Genomic DNA, 19,956 nt, shown 5'->3' on the forward strand with positions numbered 1-19,956 from the left:
GTTTCGGTGGTTATAGCGGCAGGGAAACGCCCGGTCCCATTCCGAACCCGGAAGCTAAGCCTGCCAGCGCCGATGGTACTGCACTCGTGAGGGTGTGGGAGAGTAGGACACCGCCGGACTTCTTTACCAGAAGGCCCGTTCTCGTATTGATCTGAGTTGATCAGATTGGTACGAGGGCGGGTCTTCTGGTTTTTGCGTTGTGCAGGTCCGGTACTGGAGCAACTCCACCCCATCGGACAGATGGCAGAGGCGTGTGGCGTTGAGTGGGTGGTCGGCAGCCGAGGACCTGGAGAAGGGAGCCCGCTCGCGTGGGGCGAGCGGGCTCCCTGGTGTCTCGTCGGCTCTGTCGTCGGTCGCGAGGGACCGCCATGTGCGTCAAGTCAAACGTTGTCCACAGCTCGGCTGGCTGGCCTGGCTGCTCTCAGCTTCGCCTCAATAGCCTGGCGGCCGGGGGCCGGACAGTTCAGGCGGCGGGTCAGCGGCGGGCTGTGGCTCGGTCGCCGGTCATGGCTCGGGCGATCTCGTGGAGGACTCGGCGGGCTGCCAGGAGGTCTGCGGGGTCGCAGCGGGTTAGGGCGTCTAGGGCGTCTCGGGTGGTGTCGTCCACGGCTGAGCCGCCTAGGTCGACTGCTCGTTCGCGCACTGAGAGCAGGACTCGGCGGCGGTCGTGTTCGTCGCGGGAGCGGGTTACCAGGCCGGCGCGGACAAGGCGGTCTACCAGGGCGGTGACGGAGGCGGAGTTGAGGCCCAGGCGGCCGCAGAGCCAGCCGGGGGTGGCTGGGTAGTTGGTGCGGCGGGCTTCCAGGAGGTGGATGAGGGCGCGCAGGTCCGTGGGGTGCAGGTCGTGCTCCGCTGCGAACCGGGCGTCGAGGAGGTCGAGGCGTGCGGCGATGGTGCGCAGCAGGCGGACGGTGTGCAAGCGGGGGTCGAGGTCTTCCACCCGGGCCCTCCTTCGGGTCGGGATCGGCGGGGGCGTGAGCACGGCCACGTACTCCCGGGCCGCCAATGCAAGTTAGGCTAACCTAAGTTGAGTATGGAGGTGCCAGCATGGCCGTCCCCCTCGTCGAGCCGTATGACATGGCCGCCGCGGCGAAGCTGCCCCGCAACACCGTTGCCTGGCAGGTGTCCGCGGATCGGGCGGTGCTCGTCATCCACGACATGCAGGACCGGATCGTCGGGTCGTTCGACGGGAGCCGGTCGCCCGCGGTTGAGCTGGTGCACAACGTCGGCAAGCTGCGCGACACCTGCCGGGACCTGGGGGTGCCGATCGTCTTCACCGTGCGCGGCACCGCTGCCGGGCGGCCGACGGTCGAGCCGGGGGAGGGCGACCTGGTGGTCGACGCCGAGGTGGGGGAGCCGTACGCGGCGCTGCGCGATGTGCTCGACGCGCACGCGCGCGATCAGCTGGTCCTCGTCGGAGTCCGCGCGCACGCCGCCTGCCTGATGGCGGCGGGCGGGCCGTACCTGGCGGGTTCCCAGGTCTTCGCCGTCGCCGACGCGATCGCCGATCTCTCCCTCGACGAGCACCGCCAGGCGATCAGCTCGGCGGCCGAGTACGGCGCCATGACCACGACCGCAAGCAGGGTCATCGGCGAGCTGCTCGGCGTCCTGACCTGACGGCCGCCGCCCCGGACCGCGGCGGGGCGGACGCCATGCGGGTGAGCGGCCCGCCAGGAGAACCTGGCGGGCCGCCCACATCCGGCCCGTCCCGGCCGGAGTCGCGTGCACTACTAGCCGCGAACCGCGGTGATCAGCTCACCGTTGGTGGTGTCGCCGGACAGCTCCCAGAAGAACAGTCCGCCGAGACCCTGCTGGTTGGCGTAGCCGCGCTTGCCCGCGATGGTCGCCGGGGTGTCGTAGCTCCACCACTGGTTGCCGCAATGCGCGTACGCGGTCCCCGCCACGGTGCCGTTGGCCGGGCACCGCGACTTGAGCACCTTGTAGTCCTCGATGCCCGCCTCGTACTGGCCGGGCGCCGCGCCGGTCGCCGAGCCGCCGGGGGCGGACTGGGTGACCCCGGCCCATCCTCGGCCGTAGAAGCCGATGCCGAGCAGCAGCTTGTTCGCCGGGATGCCCTTCGACTTCAGCTTCTGGATCGCCGCGTCGGAGTTGAAGCCCTGCTGCGGGATGCCCGGGTACGACGTCAGCGGCGAGTGCGGGGCGGTCGGGCCCTGCGCGTTGAACGCGCCGAAGAAGTCGTAGGTCATGGGCATGTAGAAGTCGACGTACTGGGCGGCGCCCGCGTAGTCGGCCGCGTCGATCTTGCCGCCGTTGCTGCCGTCCGCGGTGATGGCGGCGGAGACCACGTTGCTCGGGCCGAAGCGGGCCCGCATGGCCTGCATCATGTTCTTGAACGCGGCCGGTCCGCTGGTGTCACAGGTCAGACCACAGGCGTTCGGGTACTCCCAGTCGATGTCGATGCCGTCGAAGACGTCGGCCCAGCGCGGGTCCTCGACCAGGTTGTAGCAGCTGTCGGCGAACGCGGCCGGGTTCTGCGCCGCCTGGCCGAAGCCGCCGGACCAGGTCCAGCCGCCGAACGACCAGATGATCTTGATGTTCGGGTACATCTTCTTCAGCTTGCGGAACTGGTTGAAGCTGCCGCGCAGCGGCTGGTCCCACGTGTCGGCGACGCCGTCGACGCTGTCCCCGGCGGTGTAGGCCTTCTCGTAGTCGGCGTAGGAGTCACCGATGACGCAGCGGCCGTTGGTCACGTTGCCGAACGCGTACATGACGTGCGTCAGCTTCGAGGCCGAGCCCGAGGTGTGGATGTTCTTCACGTGGTAGTTGCGCCCGTAGACGCCCCACTGCGCGAAGTAGCCGATGACCTTCTGCCCCGGCGGCGGCGGGGTGGTGGTGGTCGTGGTCGGCGGCCGGGTGGTGGTCGTCGTGGTCGTCGTGGTCGGCGGCCTGGTGGTCGTCGTGGTGGTGGGCGGGGTGCCGCCCTCGCACGACGCGCCGTTGAGCAGGCAGTTGCTCGGCGACGAGGAACCGGTGGCGTTGAAGCCGAAGGACACCGACGCGCCCGGCGCGATGGTGGCGTTCCAGCCCAGGTTGGAGAAGGTGTAGCGGTTCCCGGACTGGGTGCGCTGGGCGTCCCAGGACGAGTTGATGGAGCCGGAGGCCAGGGTGAACTCGACCCGCCAGTTCGTCAGGGCCGTGGTGCCGGTGTTGCGGATCGTGTACTTGCCTTCCCAGCCCGACCCCCAGTCCTGGGTCTTCTGGAACTCGGCCTTGGGCGCCGGGGAGCCGCTGGCGGGAGCCGCGACGAGCAGGCCGAGGGATACCGCGGCGGCGGCGACCAGGGCCGCCGTCACGTGCCATCGGGTTCTGGACAACGTTCACCTCGCAGGGAGAGGGGATCGGAGATGGTGAGTTGACTGTGGTCCAGACCAAAGATCCGAACAAGGTCTAGACCATTGGTCTCACTCGAATGGAGTAGTGCTCCGAGTGGGACCGGGGGTCATCGCGCGCAGGCGGCGGCCACCAGTTCGGCGGCGGCCAGCAGGCTCGGGCGGGACGACCCGAACGTGTCGATCCGGGCGGTGGCCCCGAGGTCGGGGCCGGGAACGCCGGTTTCCACGTGCACGGTCACCGGATTGGTACGAACCAATTCGGAGACCAGGGACCGCACGGCGGGGTGGCGGTGCGCGTCGCGGGTCACCACGACGACAGCCGACGCCGACCGGGCGGCCCCCAGCGCGTCCGCCGAGGCAGCGGCGTCCACGCGGAGGGTGGTGCTGTTCGGGACCAGGCGGGCGACGTGCTCGCCGAGGCCCCACGGCACGTACCCGGCGGCGATGGTCGGATCGACCTCGACGTCGAGCACCAAGGGGTCGTGCAGGTCGGGCACACCGGTGGCGCGGATCGCTCTGCGCGCCGCGGTGATGCCCAGCTCGGCGCGGTGGGCGGAGGACGGTGCGGTCGTCCTCCCCGGTGCCGTGCCGAGGGCTCTGGTGCGGGCGGCGGCCTCGGCGAGGCGCTCCTCGGCCAGCTCGCCAGCGGCCACCGCCGCGACGATCCGGTCGACGAGTCCGGCCACCACGCCCGCGTCGGCGACCTCGCCGCCGACGCACAGCGCGTCCGCCCCGGCCCGCAGGGCGCGCACGGCGGCGGCGGTGAGGCCGTCGGCGTCGCCCAGCGTCCCGGCGACCGCGCCCATCTCCAGCGCGTCTGTGATGACCGCGCCGGTGAAGCCCAGCTCCTCGCGCAGCACGCCGTTGATGGCGGCGGCGTTGAGCGTGACCGGGTCCTCGCCCCACTCCCGGACCACCAGGTGCCCGGTCATCACTGCCCGCACCCCGGCGGCCAGCGCGGCGCGGAACGGGACCAGTTCCGCGGCGCGCAGCTCGTCCGGGGTGCGGGGCAGGACCGGCAGCGCCACGTGCGAATCCGCCGTGGCCGCGCCGTGGCCGGGGAAGTGCTTGGCGCACGCGGCGACCCCGCCGCGCTGGTGCCCGCGCACGTACGCCGCGACGTGCGCGGCGGCGTCGTAGGGGTCCGAGCCGAAGGAGCGCACGCCGATGATCGGGTCGTCCTGGGTCAGGGTGAGGTCCGCGCACGGGGCGAGGTTCACCGTGACGCCGCAGGCGGCGAGCCGGGCGCCGAGCGCCGCGCCCACCTCGGCGGTCAGCCGCAGGTCGCCCGCCGCGCCCAGGGCGAGCGGGCCGGGCACGTCGCTGCCGGTGGCCGCGTCGAGGCGGGTGACGTCGCCGCCCTCCTCATCGATGCCGACGACCACGTCCGCGCGCTCGGCGCGCAGGGCCGCGGTCAGAGCCGCGACCTGCTCGTCGTCGACGACGTTGCGGCCGAACAGGACCACGCCGCCCAGTCCGGCCGCGACCCTGGCGCGTACCCAGTCCGGTGCCGTGGTGCCCGCGAAGCCGGGCAGCAGCACCGCTTCGGCGAGCGCGCGCAGCGAGCCGTCCACTCCGGACAGATGTGCTTCGGTCGCCGTCATCAGCCCTTCACCGCCCCCGCCGTCGCGCCGGAGACCAGCTTGCGCTGGACCAGCATGAAGAAGATCAGCGCGGGCACGGCGTAGATGACCGACGCGGCCATGATGCCGCCCCAGTCGGTGCCGAACGCCGTGCGGAACGACGACAGCCACACCGGCAGCGTCTGGTTGTCCTTGTCGCGGATGAACACCAGCGCGAACAGGAACTCGTTCCACGCGGTGACGAAGCTGAACACCGAGGTGGCCACCAGGCCGGGGCCCAGCAGCGGCAGCGTCACCCTGCGGAAGACGCCCCAGCGCCCGCAGCCGTCGACCATGGCGGCCTCTTCCAGCTCCACCGGGATGCCCTTGACGAACCCGCGCAGGGTCCAGATCGTGAACGGCAGGGTGAAGGCGACGTAGACCAGCAGCAGCGACGGCAGCTTGTCGAGCAGGTTGGCGTCGCGCATGATCAGGTACAGCGGGACGAACAGGGCCTCCAGCGGGGCCAGCTGGAAGATGAGCACCAGCAGCACGAAGCCCTTGCGGCCGCGGAAGCGCATGCGCGCCAGCGGGACCGCGGCCAGCAGGCCCGCGGTGAGCGCCACGGCGACCGCGCCGAGGGTCACGATGAGGCTGTTGGTGAGGAAGGTGGTGAAGCCTTCCTTGGAGAACGCCGACGTGAAGTTGTCGAAGGTGATCGACAGCGGGATCAGGTCGTAGTCGGGGGAGAGCACCTGCGCGGGGGTCTTCAGCGACGTGGTGATCATCCAGTAGGTCGGGAAGAAGAAGAACACGGTGGCCACGACGCCGAGCACCGCGAGCCAGATCCGCTGCGAGCGGGTCTTGTGCAGCATCTACAGCTCCGTTTCCTGCGAGCGGACCAGCAGCCGCATGTACCGCCACGTCACGATGACCAGCACGATGAGCATCAGCACGGCGACCGCGGCGGCGACGCCGAACCCGCTGCCGGAGATGCCCTTCAGGTACAGCAGCACGGGCAGCGTGGTGCTCTCCCCGTCCGGGCCGCCCTGGCGGATCGCCCAGACCTGGGTGAAGACCTTGAAGTCCCACAGCACCGACAGGAACGTCACGATCGCCAGCACCGGCTTGAGCGCGGGCCAGCTGACCGCGGTGAACGCCTGCCAGCCGGTCGCGCCATCGATGGAGGCGGCCTCGTAGAGGTCCTTGGACGCGCCGAGCAGACCGGCGTACAGGGTGAAGGCGATGAACGGCACGGCCTGCCACAGCACCAGCAGGCCGATCACCGTCAGGGTGCTGGGTCCGGTGCTGAACCAGGAGTGGCCCTGGAAGCTGTCGAAGCCCAGCAGCACCAGGGTCTTGTTGAGGATGCCGTACTGCTGGTCGAACATCCACTGGAAGACCGTGGTGGTGGCGATGATCGGCGTCGCCCAGGCCAGCACGAGGCTGATCTGCAGCGCCATGCGCACGCCCTTGCTCAGGTGGCGCATCAGCACCGCGATGCCCAGGCCGATGAGCACGGTGGCGGCGACGACCGCGGCGGTGAAGACCACCGTCCGCAGCACGATCGTCCAGAACTCAGGATCGGACAGCACCTCGACGTAGTTGTCGAAGCCGGTCCAGATGACCTCGCCGCGGACCAGCTCGCCGAGGTTGAGCTCCCGGAAGCTGATGGCGATCACCTGCAGGGCCGGCCAGCCCAGCAGGGCGATCAGGAACACCAGCGCGGGAGCGAGCATCAGGTAGGGGATGGCCCGCTCGCTCAGTCCCAGGAAGCCCTGGCGCTTGCGCGGGCCGGGCCGCCCGGCCCGCGGGGACTTCCCCGCGGGCCGAGCGGTCCGCTCCGAGGTCGTGGAGGTCATGACTCGGAGAAGGCCTTATCGAGCACGCCGTTGGCGTCGGCGGTGGCCTGCTCGATCGGCTTGGCGCCGGTCAGGTAGGCGGTGAGCATGTCCTTGAGCGGGTTCTGGCCCGCCTCGATGGTCGCCCAGCCCGGGGTCGCCGGGACGCCCTTGCCGTTGGCCGATGCCTTGGCCATCGCGGCGCTGACCGGGCCACTGGCCTCCAGGGCGGAGACGTCGGTGGAGGTGCCCGGGATCATGCCCGCCTTGGCGAACTGCGTCTGGTACTTGGTGCTGGACAGCATGGCCAGGTACTTCTTGGCCAGGTCCTGGTCCTTGCTGTTGGCCGGGACGGCCAGGTTGGAGCCACCCTGGAAGACCGGCGCGGAGCCCGCCTTGCCGGGGATCGGGAAGGCGCCGGTCAGGTCGGTCAGCTTCGGGTCGCTCTTGGCGGCCGTGGCGACCTCCCACGGGAGACCGATGAACATGGCGACCTTGCCGCCGCCGTAGATGCCCGCCTGCTCGGGGGTCTGCTCGTCGGCGTCCTTGGGCGCCTTGGTGCCCGAGGCCTCGACCAGCTGCTTGTAGAACTCCAGGCCGGCCTTCGCCTGCGGGCTGTCCAGCGACGCCTTGAAGGCGTTGCCGTCCTGGGTGGCGATGTCGCCGCCCTCGTCCCAGATGAAGGACAGCAGGGTGTACCAGTTCTGGCCGGGCAGGTACAGCGCCTGGAAGTCCTTGTCCGAGCCGAACTTGGCCTTCAGCTTGTCGATCGCGGCCAGCCACTCGGTGCGGTTGGCCGGGGGAGCGGTGATGCCCGCCTGCTCGAACATGTCCGTGCGGTAGAGCACGACGCGGTTGGCGGCGTAGAACGGCACGGCGTACTGCTTGCCGTCCCAGGTGGCCGAGCCGGTCAGACCGGAGAGCCACTGGTCCTTGTTGAAGCTGCCCGCGTCGGCGGAGACGTCCAGCAGCACGCCCTCGGCGGCGAACTTGGGCGACTGGGTGTTGCCGATCTCGATGACGTCAGGGGCGTCGTTGCTGGCCAGCGCGGTGGTCAGCTTGTCCTGGATGCCGTTCCACTGCTGGACCTCGTACTTGACGGTCACGCCGGGGTTGGCGGCCTCGAACTCCTTGTGCAGCTCGTTCGTGAGGGTCTCGGGGGCCGACCCGTTCATCAGCCACACGGTCAGCTCGCGGGGGCCGCTCGGCGCGGGGTTCTCGCCCCCGGTGTCCCCGCCCGAACCCGCGCAGCCCGCCAGCATCAGCGCTGCCGCGGCGACCGCACCCCCGACCACTGACTTCGACCAACTTCTCACTTGGGGTACTTCCTTTCGCACTGCCCGCCCCGCGAACGAAGGGGCTTGAGTGGTTTAGACCATTGCGGTTAGAGTGGTCGGTAGTTCTCGGGCTTGTCAAGATAAATGCGGAACCGTGACCTTCCGCCCCGCGGCGGCCCACCCTGCCCATCGGTGTGCGACAAGGAACTCCCCATGGCTGACATCCTCGGCGACAATGGCCGCAAAACGGCGCGTACGCCGAAGCACTGGGCGCTCAAGGACGGCCTGGTATCCCTCGTCGCCGACGCAGGCCCCGGCGGCCCGCTGCCCGGCGAGCGCGCCCTCGCCGAGCGCTTCGGCGTGTCGCGGACGACCGTCCGCAAGGCGCTCACCGAGCTGATGGCCGAGGGCAGGCTGACCCGCGTGCACGGCAGCGGCACCTTCGCGGGGGCCGGTAAGGTGACCCAGCGCCTGCAGCTGTCCTCCTACACCGAGGACATGCGCTCGCACGGGCTCAACCCGACATCCGCCCTGCTCGAAGCCACTGTGGAGATCGCGGAACCCGACGTCGCCGCCTTGCTGGCGGTGTCGGAGGGCAGTGCGGTCCTGCGCTTGCGGCGGCTGCGCAGCGCCGACGGCGAGCCCATGGCGATCGAGACATCGCGGCTGCCGCTGAGCCGCTTCCCCGGCCTGGAGGAGCGCGTCGGGGACACCTCGCTCTACGGCGTGCTGTGGGAGCACTACGGGGTGCAACTGGGCCACGCCGAGGAGACGATCGAGACGGCGCTGGCCACCCCGGCCGACGCCGCGCTGCTCGGGAATGAGGTCGGGGCGGTCATGCTTCGGTTGTCGAGGCATTCTTTCGACACCGACAATCGTCCGGTCGAATGGGTGAGATCGGTATACCGCGGCGACCGCTACAAGTTCGTCGCCACCCTTGTTTCGCCGCGTCCCCAGTAATGGGCTCAGCGATTTTCCGCCCGGTCGAATGCGGCCGGGCCACTTCTGCGCGAATCGATCGAAAGCCCCTCCTCTGCGCTCAGCGCCGCCTGCCGGGCACGCCCGGCCGCCGCTGCCACGGCCGCGGCCCGTCCGGCGCGCGGTACTCCACTCCTAGTGCGTCCAGCCTCGGCAGGTGGTGCTCGGCCAGTCGCCTCGGGAACCCCGCGGGGTCCCGCAGCTCCTTCGCCGACCAGACCACCTCGGCGAACGCGGCGAGCCGGGGGAAGGCGGCGTAGTCCACCCGGCGCGGCGAGTCGAGGTGCTCGGTCCAGATCTGCGCCTGTGCGCCCAGGACCCGGTGGTGGGCGTCCTCCGGCAGCTCGGCCGGGATGGGCTCGTAGGCGTAGACGTCTTCGGTGGTGCGGGCGAAACCGACCGGGATCGGCTCGTCGGGGTGCTCGGACTGGCGGTGGTCGAGGTAGACGTGCTGCTCGGGGCACATGACCACGTCGTGGCCCGCGACCGCGGCCGCGGTCCCCGCCTTCTCGCCGCGCCAGGACGCGACGAGGACCCCCGGGCTCAGCCCGGCGTGGTCCATCACGTCGTCCCAGCCCAGCGTGCGGCGGCCGTGCTCGGCCAGGTGCCCGCCCAGCGTGCGCAGGAACCAGCCCGGGATCGCCTCGACCGACTCCAGGCCGAGGGCGGCGGCCTGCTCGCCGCGCCAGCGGCCGGTCGGGACCTCGTCGCCGCCGAGGCAGACGACGGGGGAGTCGAAGACGTCGACGACGTGGTCGAGCACGGTCTTGTAGAAATCGATGACCGCCCGCGTCGGTGCGAGTGTGTGCTCACTCACTCCCCACGCGTGCCACACCTCGACTGGTTCACCGGTGGAGCCCAATTCCGGATAAGCGGCTATCGCGGCCTGGCTGTGGCCCGGGACATCGACTTCGGGAACGACGGTGATGTGCCGCTCGCGCGCGTAGGCGACGATCTCGCGGAGGTCGGCGGTGGAGTAGAAGCCGCCGTGCGGGCGGCCGTCGTGGGTCGGGTCCCCGTCGGGCTGCCTGCCCGTCCACGAGCCCTTGCGCCACGCGCCGACCTCGGTCAGCCGCGGGAACGCCGGGACCTCAAGGCGCCAGCCCTGGTCGTCGGTCAGGTGCAGGTGCAGGACGTTGAGCTTGTGCGCGGCCATCAGGTCGAGGAACCGCAGGACGGAGGACTTGGGCAGGAAGTGGCGGGCGACGTCGAGCAGCACTCCGCGCCAGGCGAAGCGCGGGTGGTCGGCCACCTCGCCGCAGGGCAGCTCCCACGAGCCGCGGATGTCGGCGGCGCGGAAGGCGTCCGGGCCCAGCAGTTGGCGCAGCGTGCGGGCCGCGTGCGCCGCGCCTGCCGCGTCGACGGCCACGGCCCGGACGCCGTCCGGTGTGATGGAAAGCCGGTATGCCTCAGAATGTGGTGACAGTCCCGGGTCGATGACCACAGTGGAGGGGGTGGCGACCGCCGACGGGCTCGCCACGGCCAGTGCCCCGCCGGTCGCCAGCGCGGTGACCGGGCGGGGGAGCAGGGTGTCGAAGGCGTTCATCTCCGATCCTCCCCGCTGTTGCGTCAGGCGCAACCAAAGTTTCACTGGCGGCAATGCAGAGGATGGTAGAACCTGCTCAACCCGGACACAAGGAGGCCGTCCTAGGCGAACTCCACCGCGCACGCTCCCCGCACCGCGAGGCTTCCGGCCGCGTCGCCGAGCACCCCGGTCGCCGGGTCGCGCGGCAGCCACGTGACTGTGTTCGAGCGCTGGTTCGCCACGTACAGCCACCTCCCCGTCGGGTCGATCGCGCAGTGCCTCGGCCAGTCGCCGCCCGTCGGGACGCTCTGGTCGAGCCGCCCGTCCAGGGTGAGGCGGGCGACCACGTTCTCGCCACGGTTCGTCGTATAGATGTGGTTGTCCGCGAGGACAATCTCGGCGGGGAAGGTCTCCGGCGCGCCGGGCGCGGTCACCAGGTCGTGGCCCACCGGGGTGAGAGCGCCGTCCCGCCAGTGCAACCGGGTCACCCCGGGCACGTACTCGCCCAGCAGGTAGGCACGCCCGCCCTGAAGGGCACTGTCCTGGAACGCGATGTGCCGGGGGCCGGTGCCCGCGGGCAGGTCGCAGCGGGCATGCTGGACCAGCTTCCCGCCGTCGACGCGGTGGGTGAACACCGCGTCGGCGCCGAGGTCGACCGCCACCAGCCAGCCGTCCTGGGACACCACTTGGTGCGCGTGCGGCTCGTCGGCCTCGTGGCGCAGCACGTCGGTGCGCTCGCCGGTGGCCAGCTCGTGCAGGGTGACCGTGCCGTCGCCGTAGTGGGCGACCGCCAGGTGCTCGCCGTGCACGCACAGGTGCGTCGGCCCGGACTGCCCGGTCGGGAAAGTCCGGCGGATGGACGGGTTCGCCGGGTCGCTGATGTCCAGCTCGGTGACCGCGCCCTCGGCCGCCTCCACCACGGCGTAGAGCGTGCGCCGGTCGGCGGAGAAGGCCAGGAAGGACGGCTCGCGGGCGGGGGCGGAGCCGACGGCGGTGAGCGCGCCGGTCTCGGGGTCGGCTGCGGCGACGGTCAGGCCGTCGCCCTCGATCGAGCCGATGTATGCGGTGGTCACGGGGTTCCTCGGCGGATGCTGTGGCCCGGAAGGGCGCCGGTGGGGCGGCCGTCGGCGATGACGGCGGTGCCGTTGACGAGGACGTGCGCGATGCCTGCCGCCGGGGTGCGGGGCTCGGCGAAGGTCGCGGCGTCGGTGATCGCGCCCGCGTCGAACAGCACGATGTCGGCGGCGCTGCCGACGCTGATCGTGCCCCGGTCGGTGAGGCCGAGGCGGCGGGCGGGGCGCCCGGTGAGGTGGTGCACGCAGTCGACCAGGTCGAGCACGCCTTCCTCGCGGACGTAATGGCCGAGGTAGCGGGGGAAGGTGCCCCACGCCCTCGGGTGCGGGCGGTCCCCGACCAGCAGGCCGTCGCTGCCGCCGGTGTGCGCCGGGTGGCGCATGATCGCCCGCACGTTCTCCTCGTGCCCCACGTGCATGAGGCAGGAGACGGCCAGGTGCTCATCGGCCAGCAGGTCGGCGAAGAAGCCGAACGGGTCGGGGTGCGCGCCGACGCGGGTGCCGACGTGGCGGCGGTTGCGGTCGAGCCGCACGCCGCTGACCTCGATCGCGGTCCAGTCCACCGGCACGCCGTGGCAGCCGTCGGAGCCGGTCACCTCCAGTTCGTGGCGGATGCGGGCGCGCTGGTCCGGGTCGCGCAGCCGGGCGACGGTGGCCTCGGGGCCGCCCGCCGACGCCCACCCCGGCAGCAGTGCGGCCAGCGTGGTCGCGCCCGGCAGGTACGGGTAGGTGTCGAGGGTGAGGTCGCAGTCGGCGGCGTCGATGAGGTCGATGAGCGCCTGGGCCCTGCCCGCGTTCTCGGGGAAGTTGAGGGTGGCGTGCGCCAGGTGCAGCGGGCAGCCCGACGCGGTGGCGACGGCGATCATGTCCGCGTACGCGGCCAGCGCGTCCTTGCCGTAGCTGCGGTGGTGCGGGCTGAAGTAGCCGCGGTGCTGGGCGACGACCTCGCAGAGCGCGACCAGCTCGGCGTCGTCGGCGTACATGCCGGGTGCGTAGGTCAGGCCGGCGGACAGTCCGTGCGCGCCCTGCGCCATCCCGGCGGCGACCTCGCGCCGCATGCGGTCCAGCTCGTCGGGGGTCGGCGGGCGGTCGTCGGCGCCCATGGCCAGCAGCCGCACCGTGCCGTGCGGGACGAGGTAGGCGGCGTTGACCGCGATGCCGGTGTCCAGGCGGTCCAGGTACTCCCCGACCGAGCGCCACGACCAGTCGAACCCCGGCGGGTCGTCGTTCCAGGCGGCCAGGCGCGCGCGCAGGTCCGCCAGGGTCGCCTCGTCGGCGGGGGCGTAGGACAGGCCGTCCTGGCCCAGCACCTCCAGGGTCACGCCCTGGGTGGTCTTCGCCTCGTGCGCCGGGGTGGCGAGCAGCTGGAGATCGGAGTGGGAGTGCATGTCGATGAAGCCCGGGGTCAGCGTCAGCCCGGAGCCGTCGATGACGGGCCCGCCGGTGAGGCCCGCGCCGATCTCGGCGATGCGGGTGCCCGCGACGCGCAGGTCGGCGCGGTAGGCCGGGGCGCCGGTCCCGTCGATGATCGTCGCGCCGCTGATGACCGTCATGAGACCGCCATCAGAAGAAGGTGCGGACGAAGTCGACCACGGTCTCGCCGTCGGGGGCGGTCACCGGCAGCAGCGGCCACTTGTCGAACGACGTGCACGGGTGCGACAGGCCCAGGCCGATCCAGTCGCCGACGGCGACGGCCTGGTCCTCCGGGAACCGCAGGTAGGTGTGCTGGTCGTTCATCGTCGGCACCTCGAACCCTGATACCGGCGCGACTGCGTTGCCCGTGCGGTGCAGGCGGGCGACGGGCATGCCCAGGTCGTAGGGGAGGTCGCGCTTGCCTGCGGCGAGCAGCGCCAGACCGGGCTCGGGGACCGAAGCCACCTGCGCCCAGCCCGTCAGGGCGGCGCGCAGCCGCGGGACGCCCGCCAGGCGCGGGGTCGCGCCGAGCGGGGAGAGATCGCGGTAGAAGCCGTCGTCGTGGGTGACGTACGCGCCGCTGCGCAGCACCGGCAGGACGTCCATGGGCCAGGAGCCGGTCAGCGAGGCGGCCACCACGTCGAAGTAGGAGCTGCCGCCCGCCGACACGATCGTCCGGTCGGTCTCGACGAGCCGGTGCAGGCTGACCGCCGCCGTGCGCAGGGTGTCCAGGTAGGACCAGACGGCGGCCAGGCCGTCGACGTCGGCGGTGCTCGCGGCCGGGCCCTCGTAGCCTGCCACGCCCGCGAGCCGCAGCGCCGGGGTCGCGGCCACCGCCTCGGCCACCGTGGTGGCCGTCGCCAGGTCGCGGGCCCCGGTGCGCCCGCCCGCCATGCCGATCTCGACCAAGACGTCGACCGGGCGCGGGGCCTCGGCAAGGCCGTCGGCCATCAGGCGGACGGCCTCGACCGAGTCGGCGAAGCACAGGAACTCGAAGCCGGGGTCGGCCAGCTCGGCGGCCAGCCAGGCCAGCCCGCCAGGGTCGGTGAACTCGTTGGCCACCAGGACCCGGCTGACGCCGAAGGCCCGGCACACCCGCGCCTGCCCGGCGTGGGCGACGGTGATCGCCCACGCGCCGAGGTCCAGCTGGCGCTGGAAGAGCGCGGGAGCCATCGTGGTCTTGCCGTGCGGGGCCAGTGCCAGGCCCTGGCGGGCCGACCAGTCGGCCATGGTGGTCAGGTTGTGCTCCAGCGCCTGCTGGTCGAGCACCACGAACGGGCCGAGGAAGCCGTCGCGGAAGAGGTTGGGGCGCGCGGCCGCCGCCTCGGCGAGGGTGCCGCCCGCGGGGACCTGGCGGAACCGCCAGTCCAGCCGCTCCTCGCGCAGACGAGCGACCGCCGCGGCGTCCATGGTGGCGTTCATGGCGTGGCGACCTCCCGGGTTCTCCCGATCCGACCAGATCGCCTACCAGTTGCGCAACCTGCAACGTGTAGTGCGTCTGACGCTATGGGCTGTGTAGCATGCGGCGCGAACCGGTTAAGTAAACCGGGGGACTGGGGGGTTCGCCGTGGAACAGGTCGGCCGTCCCGAAGTGCTGTGCGTCGGGGAGTCCATGGCCGTGTTCGTCCCCGGCGAGGACGGGCCCGCCGACGCGGTCACGACCTGGGTGCGCGGCGTCGGCGGCGCGGAGTCGAACGTGGCGTGCGCGCTGGCCGGGCTCGGGGTGCGGGCGGGCTGGGTGAGCGCGGTCGGCGACGACCCGTTCGGCCGGGCCGTGGTCGCCGCCGTCGCGGGCGCCGGGGTCGACGTGTCCGGGGTCGCGGTTGACCCGACGCGGCCGACCGGCGTCTACATCAAGGAAGCCAGCGCCACCGGCAGCCCCGTGCGCTACTACCGCTTCGGGTCGGCCGCCTCGGACATGGGCCCGGAGGTGCTCGACCGCGTCGACGTCGCCGCCGCGCGCCTGGTGCACCTGAGCGGCATCACCGCGGCCCTGTCGCCGCGCTGCCGCGCCCTCAGCGAACTGCTGCTCGACCGCGCCGCCCTGGTCTCCTTCGACGTCAACCACCGGCCCGCGCTCTGGACCTCCGGCGCGGGCGAGACCTTGCGCGGCCTGGCCGCCCGCGCCGACATCGTGTTCGTCGGCTCCGACGAGGCCGAGGCCCTGTGGGGCGTGTCCGACCCCGCCTCGGTCCGGGACGTGCTGCCCGAACCCGCCGTGCTGGTCGTCAAGCAGGGGCCCATCGGCGCGACGCTGTTCGAGGGCGGCGAGATGGTCTTCGAGCCCGCGCTGCGCGTGGACGTGGTCGAGCCGGTCGGCGCGGGCGACGCCTTCGCCGCCGGATTCCTCGCCGCGACCCTGGCCGGGCAGTCCCCGCGCAGGCGGCTGCGCGCCGGGCACCTGCAGGCCGTCGGCGCGCTGCGCACCCACCACGACGTCGCCATCCCGCTGCCCAGGGACGTCGTCGCCACCCTCCTCGACGCCGACCCCCAGACCTGGGCGACGACGCACGTGACCGCCCGGGGGGTCACATGAGCCAGAGCCTGGACCGGGCGCTGACCGTGCTCGCCGCGCTCGCCGACGGGCCGCGCACCCTCGACCAGCTCGCCGAGTCCGCCGGGGTGCACAAGACCACGGTCCTGCGCCTGCTGCGCACGCTGGAGGCGCACCGCTTCGTCCAGCGCACCGACGCCCGCCACTACCGCCTCGGCGCGACGCTTTTCGACCTCGCCTCGCGCGCCATCGACCAGCGCGACGTGCGCAGGCTGGCCGAGCCCGCGCTGCGCGAGCTGAACGAGCGCACCGGCCACACCGTGCACCTGGCCAGCTACGAGAGCGGCGAGGTCGTCTACATCGACAAGTACGAGAGCAAGCACCCCGTGCGCATGTACTCGCGCATCGGCAAACGGGCCGCGCTGCACTGCACCGCCGTCGCTAAGGTCCTTGTCGCCGCGTTCGACGAGGACCGCCGCGCCGAGGTCGCCGCGTCCATCACCTACACCCCGATGACCGCGAACACCATCACCACGCAGGCCGCCTACCTCGCGGAGCTGGCGGCCGTGGCCGAGCGCGGCCACGCCATCGATGACGCCGAGCACGAGGACTTCATCCACTGCGTGGCCGCGCCGATCCGCGACCAGGCGGGCACGGTGCTCGCCGCCGCGTCGGTGTCGGTGCCCAAGGTCCTGCTGGACCGCCCCGGCCTGCTCGCCCTCATCCCGGACCTGCTGGCCGCCACCGACACCGCCTCCCGCGCCTGCGGGTGGGTCCCGCCAGGAGAGGACTGACATGCCCGACAGCGCGAAGCCCAGGACCGCCATCACCCCGCCCGGCGCGCAGCCCCCGCCGGTGCCGCTCTCGCCGGGCATCCGCCGCGGCGGCATCGTGCAGGTCGCGGGCCAGATCGCCAACGACCCCGCGACCGGGGCGCTGGTCGGGGACACCGTCGCCGAGCAGACCAGGGCCTGCCTGCGCAACGTCCTGGCCGTGCTCGACGCCGCGGGCGCGACGGAGCAGGACATCGTCATGCTGCGCGTCTACCTCACCGACGTCGCCCACTTCGCCGAGATGAACACGGCGTACGCGGAACTGCTCAGCAGGCCCTACCCCGCCCGCACGACCGTCTACGTCGGCCTGCCGCCGGGCCTGCTGGTCGAGATCGACGCGCTCGCGGTGACCGAGTCCGCCTGACCGGGCGGGCGTGACCGAACTCGCCTGGGCGAGACCGACACGCCGGGGCGCCGACCGGCGATGACCGGGCGGAACCCCGATACGGTCCGCACGTCTCATGGGTGAGGCGGGCGCGGACCTGTCCAGGCGAAGGAGAGACATCGGCGATGGTGTTCAAGAAGATGCTGCGCGCGCTGGGCGTCGGCGGTCCGTCGGTGGACACCGTGCTGTCCGGCGGTGCGGTCCGCCCCGGCGGCGTGGTGTCCGGCGAGGTCAGGATGCAGGGCGGCGACGACCACGCCGACATCGACTACGTGGCGCTGTCGCTGGTCACCCGGGTGGAGCGCAGTGACGACACCCAGGGGTTCGTCGAGTTCGACCGCCACGTCGTCGCCGGGCGCTTCGGGCTGCCCGCCGGGCAGGCGCACTCCATCCCGTTCCAGATCCCGATCCCGTGGGAGACCCCGGTCACCGCGATCGGCGGGCACCGGCTGCACGGCATGTCGATCGGCCTGCGCACCGAGCTGGCCGTCGCCAAGGCGATCGACAAGGGCGACATGGACCCGCTGCACGTGGAGCCGCTGCCCTCGCAGGCCGCGGTGCTCGCCGCGTTCGAGCGCATGGGCTGCCAGTTCCACACCGCCGACCTGGAGATGGGCCGCATCCACGGGGTCAACCAGCACCTGCCGTTCTACCAGGAGATCGAGTACTACCCGCCGGCCCAGCTGGCCCGCGGGATCAGCCAGGTCGAGCTGACCTTCATCACCGACCCGCACGGGCTGGTCGTGGTGCTGGAGGCCGACAAGCGCGGCGGCATCTTCACCGAGGGCCGCGACGTCTACGGGCGCTTCCAGGTCAGCCACGCCGACGCCGAGCGGACCGACTGGACCGCGCGCATCGGCGAGTGGCTGGGCCAGACCGCCCAGCGGCGCGGCATCTTCTGACGGGTTCTCGCGGGGCGGGCGCGGCGCCCGCCCCGTAGGCTCGCCGCTTGTGTGGCGTCCCGATGATGAGTTCCTGGAGTTCTGGACCGAGCGGCACCTGTGCACGCTGACCACGCGGCGGGCCGACGGCACGCCGCACGTGGTGCCGGTGGGCGCGACGTTCGACCCCGACGCGCTGCTGGTGCGGGTCATCACCTCGCGCTCCTCCCGCAAGGTCCGCAACGCGATCGCCGACCCGGTGGTCGCGCTGTGCCAGGTGGACGGACGACGGTGGTCCACTGTGGAAGGGCTGGCCGTGGTGCGGGAGGACCGCGCCGCGGTGGCGGAGGCCGAGCGGCGCTACGCGCTGCGCTACCGCCGGCCCAGGGAGAACGCCGAGCGGGTCGTCGTGGAGATCGCGGTCCGGCGCGTGATGGGGACCGTCAGCGGCTCCAGGTGATGTCGGCCTGCCCGGTCAGCGGTCGCGGCGGCCCCGCCGCCTCGGGGCCGGTGGGGGCGGTGTCGGCGTCGGTGAGCGCCGCGGGGAACCGCAGGCCGGTGCGCTCACCGACCGCGGCGACCGGCACCTGGTAGACGGCGAACTCGTCCAGGTCCAGGGTTTCCAGCCGGTCCAGGTTCTGGGTCAGGACGAACGCGGCCGCGTGCGGGGCGCCGTCCACGGCGTAGGCGATGACCTTCCAGAACTCCCGGGGCACGGCCACTCCCCGGTACACCCGGTCGTCCTCGCCGAAGACCGGTCCCGCGATGACGCTGACGCGCAGGTCGTCCACTTCGACGTCTTCGTACAGGGCGTCCTCCAGCCTGCCCCACAAGCCGTCGCGGGCGGCCTGGTTGAACGCGTCCAGCTGCGGGGTGATGTTGGTGAAGAAGAAGGAATCGCGGTTCGCGCGGTCGGCTTCCTCCCGCGACCCCCACAGCAGGTCGGCCCGCCGGGCCAGGTGGCCGCGGTCGAGGCGGTTGCCCCGGTACAGCTCGTCGCCGTGCTGGGCGTCGGCGGGCAGGCGGGGGTCCTTGGTGAACGGGATGCCGGTGCGCGGCAGCTTGAGCAGGCCTGCGCCGTCGATGTTCCAGGCCACCCAGAAGGCGAACCGCCGCTGGGCCGAGAGCGCCAGCGAGAAGTGCGTGTAGTCGATGGTGGTCGAGCCGTCCAGCTCGACGGCGTCGGCGGCCGGGTCCAGGGCGGGGACGGCGACGTCGACGCCCAGGAAGCCCGGGTCGTAGCCGACGGCGGCGGCTTCGGCGCCCTCCGGCCTGGTCAGCGTGATGCCGAGCTTGTCGAACACCGACTTGGGCAGGCAGGCCAGCGCGTGCTCGTCGGGGTCGCCGGTGCCCTCGCCCGCGAAGTGCAGGCCCGCCAGCACACCGGAGGGCCTGCCGCCGCTCTTGGCCAGCCACGCCGAACCGGAGTCGCCGCCGCGGCTGATCTCGCCGTCGGCGGCGCGCCTGGCCGGGTCGGGGCCGATCTCGATGCCGCCGATCTCGCGGATGCCGACGCCGTCGCCGTAGTCGAGGCGGGCGAGCACGTCCACCCGGCGTACCACGCCGTGCGTGACGGCGGTGGTGCGACCGCTCTTGACCACCTTGTCGCCCAGCTCGGGGTCGCCGAGGTCGGTGGGCACGACGTCGAGGTCGAGCACCGACGGGTCGAGTCCGCGTCCGCTCACCGACACCACGGCGCAGTCGCCCGCCACACCCAGGTGTGAGCGGACCAGCGTGCCGAGCGCGTTGAGCGCGGTGCGGTTGTCGTCGTGGGCGCCCGGCTGGACGACGGTGTCGCCGAGCGCTCCGCCCGCGCCGTGCAGGACGTGCCAGTTGCTCAGCAGGTAGGGCTCGCCGGTCTCGCGGTCATAGACCACCGCGCCCGCCGTGCCGCAGGTGATCGTCGGGTGGCCGACGCTGACGCCGGGCCGCACGGGGTCGACGCGCGCTGTGCGCGGATCGGGTGATTCCGCTTCCACCACCCGGATCGCGGGGCGGTACGTGCGCTCGATCACATCGGTCGGCACCGCGACCCCCGCGACCTCGACCGATTCCGGCAGCGGGGCGGTGTCGAGGCCGCCGAGCGCCTCCGGCGCCGCCTTGGTCCCGACGGTGAACTGCACGCACAGCTCGGTGGTGCGCTTGCCGCCGCGCACCTTGTGCCCGATCCCGATCGACGTGACGTTCGGGTCCCGCAGGTAGCTGGAGCCGCGCAGGCGGACGAAGGAGCGCAGCGCGGCGGACAGGTCCGGGTCGGGGGTTTTCTTCTTGGCGGACATGGCGGTTCCTTCACTACAGTGGGGTGCGCCGACCATGCCCGCGCGCGTCGTCCGACGACAAG

General features: G+C 72.2%; 18 protein-coding genes and 1 rRNA gene. 8 read left to right on the plus strand and 11 right to left on the minus strand.

What is annotated here, in order from left to right:
- Positions 1-2: 2 nt before the first annotated feature.
- A 5S ribosomal RNA gene (gene rrf, locus ACFPM7_RS25055) occupies positions 3-119 on the plus strand.
- A gap of 356 nt (positions 120-475) precedes the next feature.
- On the opposite strand, the gene ACFPM7_RS25060 is transcribed toward rrf, so the two are convergent.
- Entirely contained in the window at positions 476-940 is a 465-nt protein-coding gene (locus ACFPM7_RS25060; RefSeq protein ID WP_378250221.1) for a MarR family winged helix-turn-helix transcriptional regulator, read from the minus strand.
- A 107-nt stretch (positions 941-1,047) separates the two neighbouring features.
- Between ACFPM7_RS25060 and ACFPM7_RS25065 the strand changes: the two genes are divergently transcribed.
- The gene (locus ACFPM7_RS25065; RefSeq protein WP_378250222.1) at positions 1,048-1,617 is read left to right on the plus strand and encodes an isochorismatase family protein; all 570 of its coding nucleotides are present in this window, start codon (positions 1,048-1,050) and stop codon (positions 1,615-1,617) included.
- Positions 1,618-1,730: 113 nt separating this feature from the next.
- Here the strand turns inward: ACFPM7_RS25065 and ACFPM7_RS25070 are convergent, their stop codons facing one another.
- The 5 genes from ACFPM7_RS25070 to ACFPM7_RS25090 form a co-directional block, all read right to left on the minus strand.
- Positions 1,731-3,335, minus strand: coding sequence for a glycosyl hydrolase family 18 protein (locus ACFPM7_RS25070; RefSeq protein WP_378250223.1), 1,605 nt, complete (start codon positions 3,333-3,335; stop codon positions 1,731-1,733).
- A 125-nt stretch (positions 3,336-3,460) separates the two neighbouring features.
- Positions 3,461-4,957: a glycoside hydrolase family 3 N-terminal domain-containing protein gene (locus ACFPM7_RS25075; RefSeq protein ID WP_378250224.1), complete on the minus strand. Its 1,497-nt coding sequence runs from the start codon at positions 4,955-4,957 to the stop codon at positions 3,461-3,463.
- Entirely contained in the window at positions 4,957-5,790 is an 834-nt protein-coding gene (locus tag ACFPM7_RS25080) for a carbohydrate ABC transporter permease (protein ID WP_378250225.1), read from the minus strand. Before ACFPM7_RS25080 ends, ACFPM7_RS25075 begins: the two co-directional genes overlap by 1 nt.
- On the minus strand, positions 5,791-6,777 hold the full coding sequence (locus ACFPM7_RS25085) for a carbohydrate ABC transporter permease (RefSeq protein WP_378250226.1): 987 nt from the start codon (positions 6,775-6,777) through the stop codon (positions 5,791-5,793). It lies immediately after the preceding gene.
- Complete coding sequence (locus ACFPM7_RS25090) at positions 6,774-8,072, minus strand: sugar ABC transporter substrate-binding protein (protein ID WP_378250227.1); 1,299 nt, start codon at positions 8,070-8,072, stop codon at positions 6,774-6,776. The genes ACFPM7_RS25085 and ACFPM7_RS25090 overlap by 4 nt, the downstream gene beginning before the upstream one ends.
- A gap of 174 nt (positions 8,073-8,246) precedes the next feature.
- Here ACFPM7_RS25090 and ACFPM7_RS25095 point away from each other — a divergent pair, with 174 nt between their 5' ends.
- The gene (locus ACFPM7_RS25095) at positions 8,247-8,993 is read left to right on the plus strand and encodes a GntR family transcriptional regulator (RefSeq protein WP_378250228.1); all 747 of its coding nucleotides are present in this window, start codon (positions 8,247-8,249) and stop codon (positions 8,991-8,993) included.
- A gap of 79 nt (positions 8,994-9,072) precedes the next feature.
- Here the strand turns inward: ACFPM7_RS25095 and ACFPM7_RS25100 are convergent, their stop codons facing one another.
- The 4 genes from ACFPM7_RS25100 to ACFPM7_RS25115 form a co-directional block, all read right to left on the minus strand.
- The gene (locus ACFPM7_RS25100; RefSeq protein ID WP_378250229.1) at positions 9,073-10,557 is read right to left on the minus strand and encodes a beta-N-acetylhexosaminidase; all 1,485 of its coding nucleotides are present in this window, start codon (positions 10,555-10,557) and stop codon (positions 9,073-9,075) included.
- A gap of 101 nt (positions 10,558-10,658) precedes the next feature.
- On the minus strand, positions 10,659-11,609 hold the full coding sequence (locus ACFPM7_RS25105) for a lactonase family protein (protein ID WP_378250230.1): 951 nt from the start codon (positions 11,607-11,609) through the stop codon (positions 10,659-10,661).
- Entirely contained in the window at positions 11,606-13,162 is a 1,557-nt protein-coding gene (locus tag ACFPM7_RS25110) for an N-acyl-D-amino-acid deacylase family protein (RefSeq protein ID WP_378250231.1), read from the minus strand. Before ACFPM7_RS25110 ends, ACFPM7_RS25105 begins: the two co-directional genes overlap by 4 nt.
- A 10-nt stretch (positions 13,163-13,172) precedes the next feature.
- A complete protein-coding gene (locus ACFPM7_RS25115) occupies positions 13,173-14,444 on the minus strand; it encodes an alanine racemase (RefSeq protein WP_378250232.1) in 1,272 nt (423 codons plus the stop codon).
- Positions 14,445-14,589: 145 nt separating this feature from the next.
- Here ACFPM7_RS25115 and ACFPM7_RS25120 point away from each other — a divergent pair, with 145 nt between their 5' ends.
- The 5 genes from ACFPM7_RS25120 to ACFPM7_RS25140 all read left to right on the plus strand — a co-directional run bounded on the left by ACFPM7_RS25120 (position 14,590) and on the right by ACFPM7_RS25140 (position 18,075).
- Positions 14,590-15,558 (plus strand): sugar kinase, encoded by a 969-nt coding sequence (locus tag ACFPM7_RS25120; protein WP_378250233.1) that lies wholly within the window; start codon positions 14,590-14,592, stop codon positions 15,556-15,558.
- Positions 15,555-16,310 (plus strand): IclR family transcriptional regulator, encoded by a 756-nt coding sequence (locus tag ACFPM7_RS25125; protein ID WP_378250234.1) that lies wholly within the window; start codon positions 15,555-15,557, stop codon positions 16,308-16,310. Before ACFPM7_RS25120 ends, ACFPM7_RS25125 begins: the two co-directional genes overlap by 4 nt.
- A gap of 1 nt (position 16,311) precedes the next feature.
- Positions 16,312-16,713 carry a RidA family protein gene (locus ACFPM7_RS25130; protein ID WP_378250235.1) on the plus strand — a complete coding sequence of 134 codons (402 nt, stop codon included), beginning with the start codon at positions 16,312-16,314 and terminating at the stop codon, positions 16,711-16,713.
- A gap of 146 nt (positions 16,714-16,859) precedes the next feature.
- Positions 16,860-17,636, plus strand: coding sequence for a sporulation protein (locus tag ACFPM7_RS25135; protein ID WP_378250236.1), 777 nt, complete (start codon positions 16,860-16,862; stop codon positions 17,634-17,636).
- A gap of 49 nt (positions 17,637-17,685) precedes the next feature.
- Entirely contained in the window at positions 17,686-18,075 is a 390-nt protein-coding gene (locus ACFPM7_RS25140; protein ID WP_378250237.1) for a pyridoxamine 5'-phosphate oxidase family protein, read from the plus strand.
- On the opposite strand, the gene ACFPM7_RS25145 is transcribed toward ACFPM7_RS25140, so the two are convergent.
- Complete coding sequence (locus ACFPM7_RS25145) at positions 18,059-19,894, minus strand: DNA/RNA non-specific endonuclease (protein ID WP_378250238.1); 1,836 nt, start codon at positions 19,892-19,894, stop codon at positions 18,059-18,061. The two genes, ACFPM7_RS25140 and ACFPM7_RS25145, sit on opposite strands and share 17 nt — an antisense overlap.
- Positions 19,895-19,956 lie beyond the last annotated feature (62 nt).

This window comes from Actinokineospora guangxiensis, assembly GCF_042657845.1.
GTDB lineage: Bacteria > Actinomycetota > Actinomycetes > Mycobacteriales > Pseudonocardiaceae > Actinokineospora > Actinokineospora guangxiensis.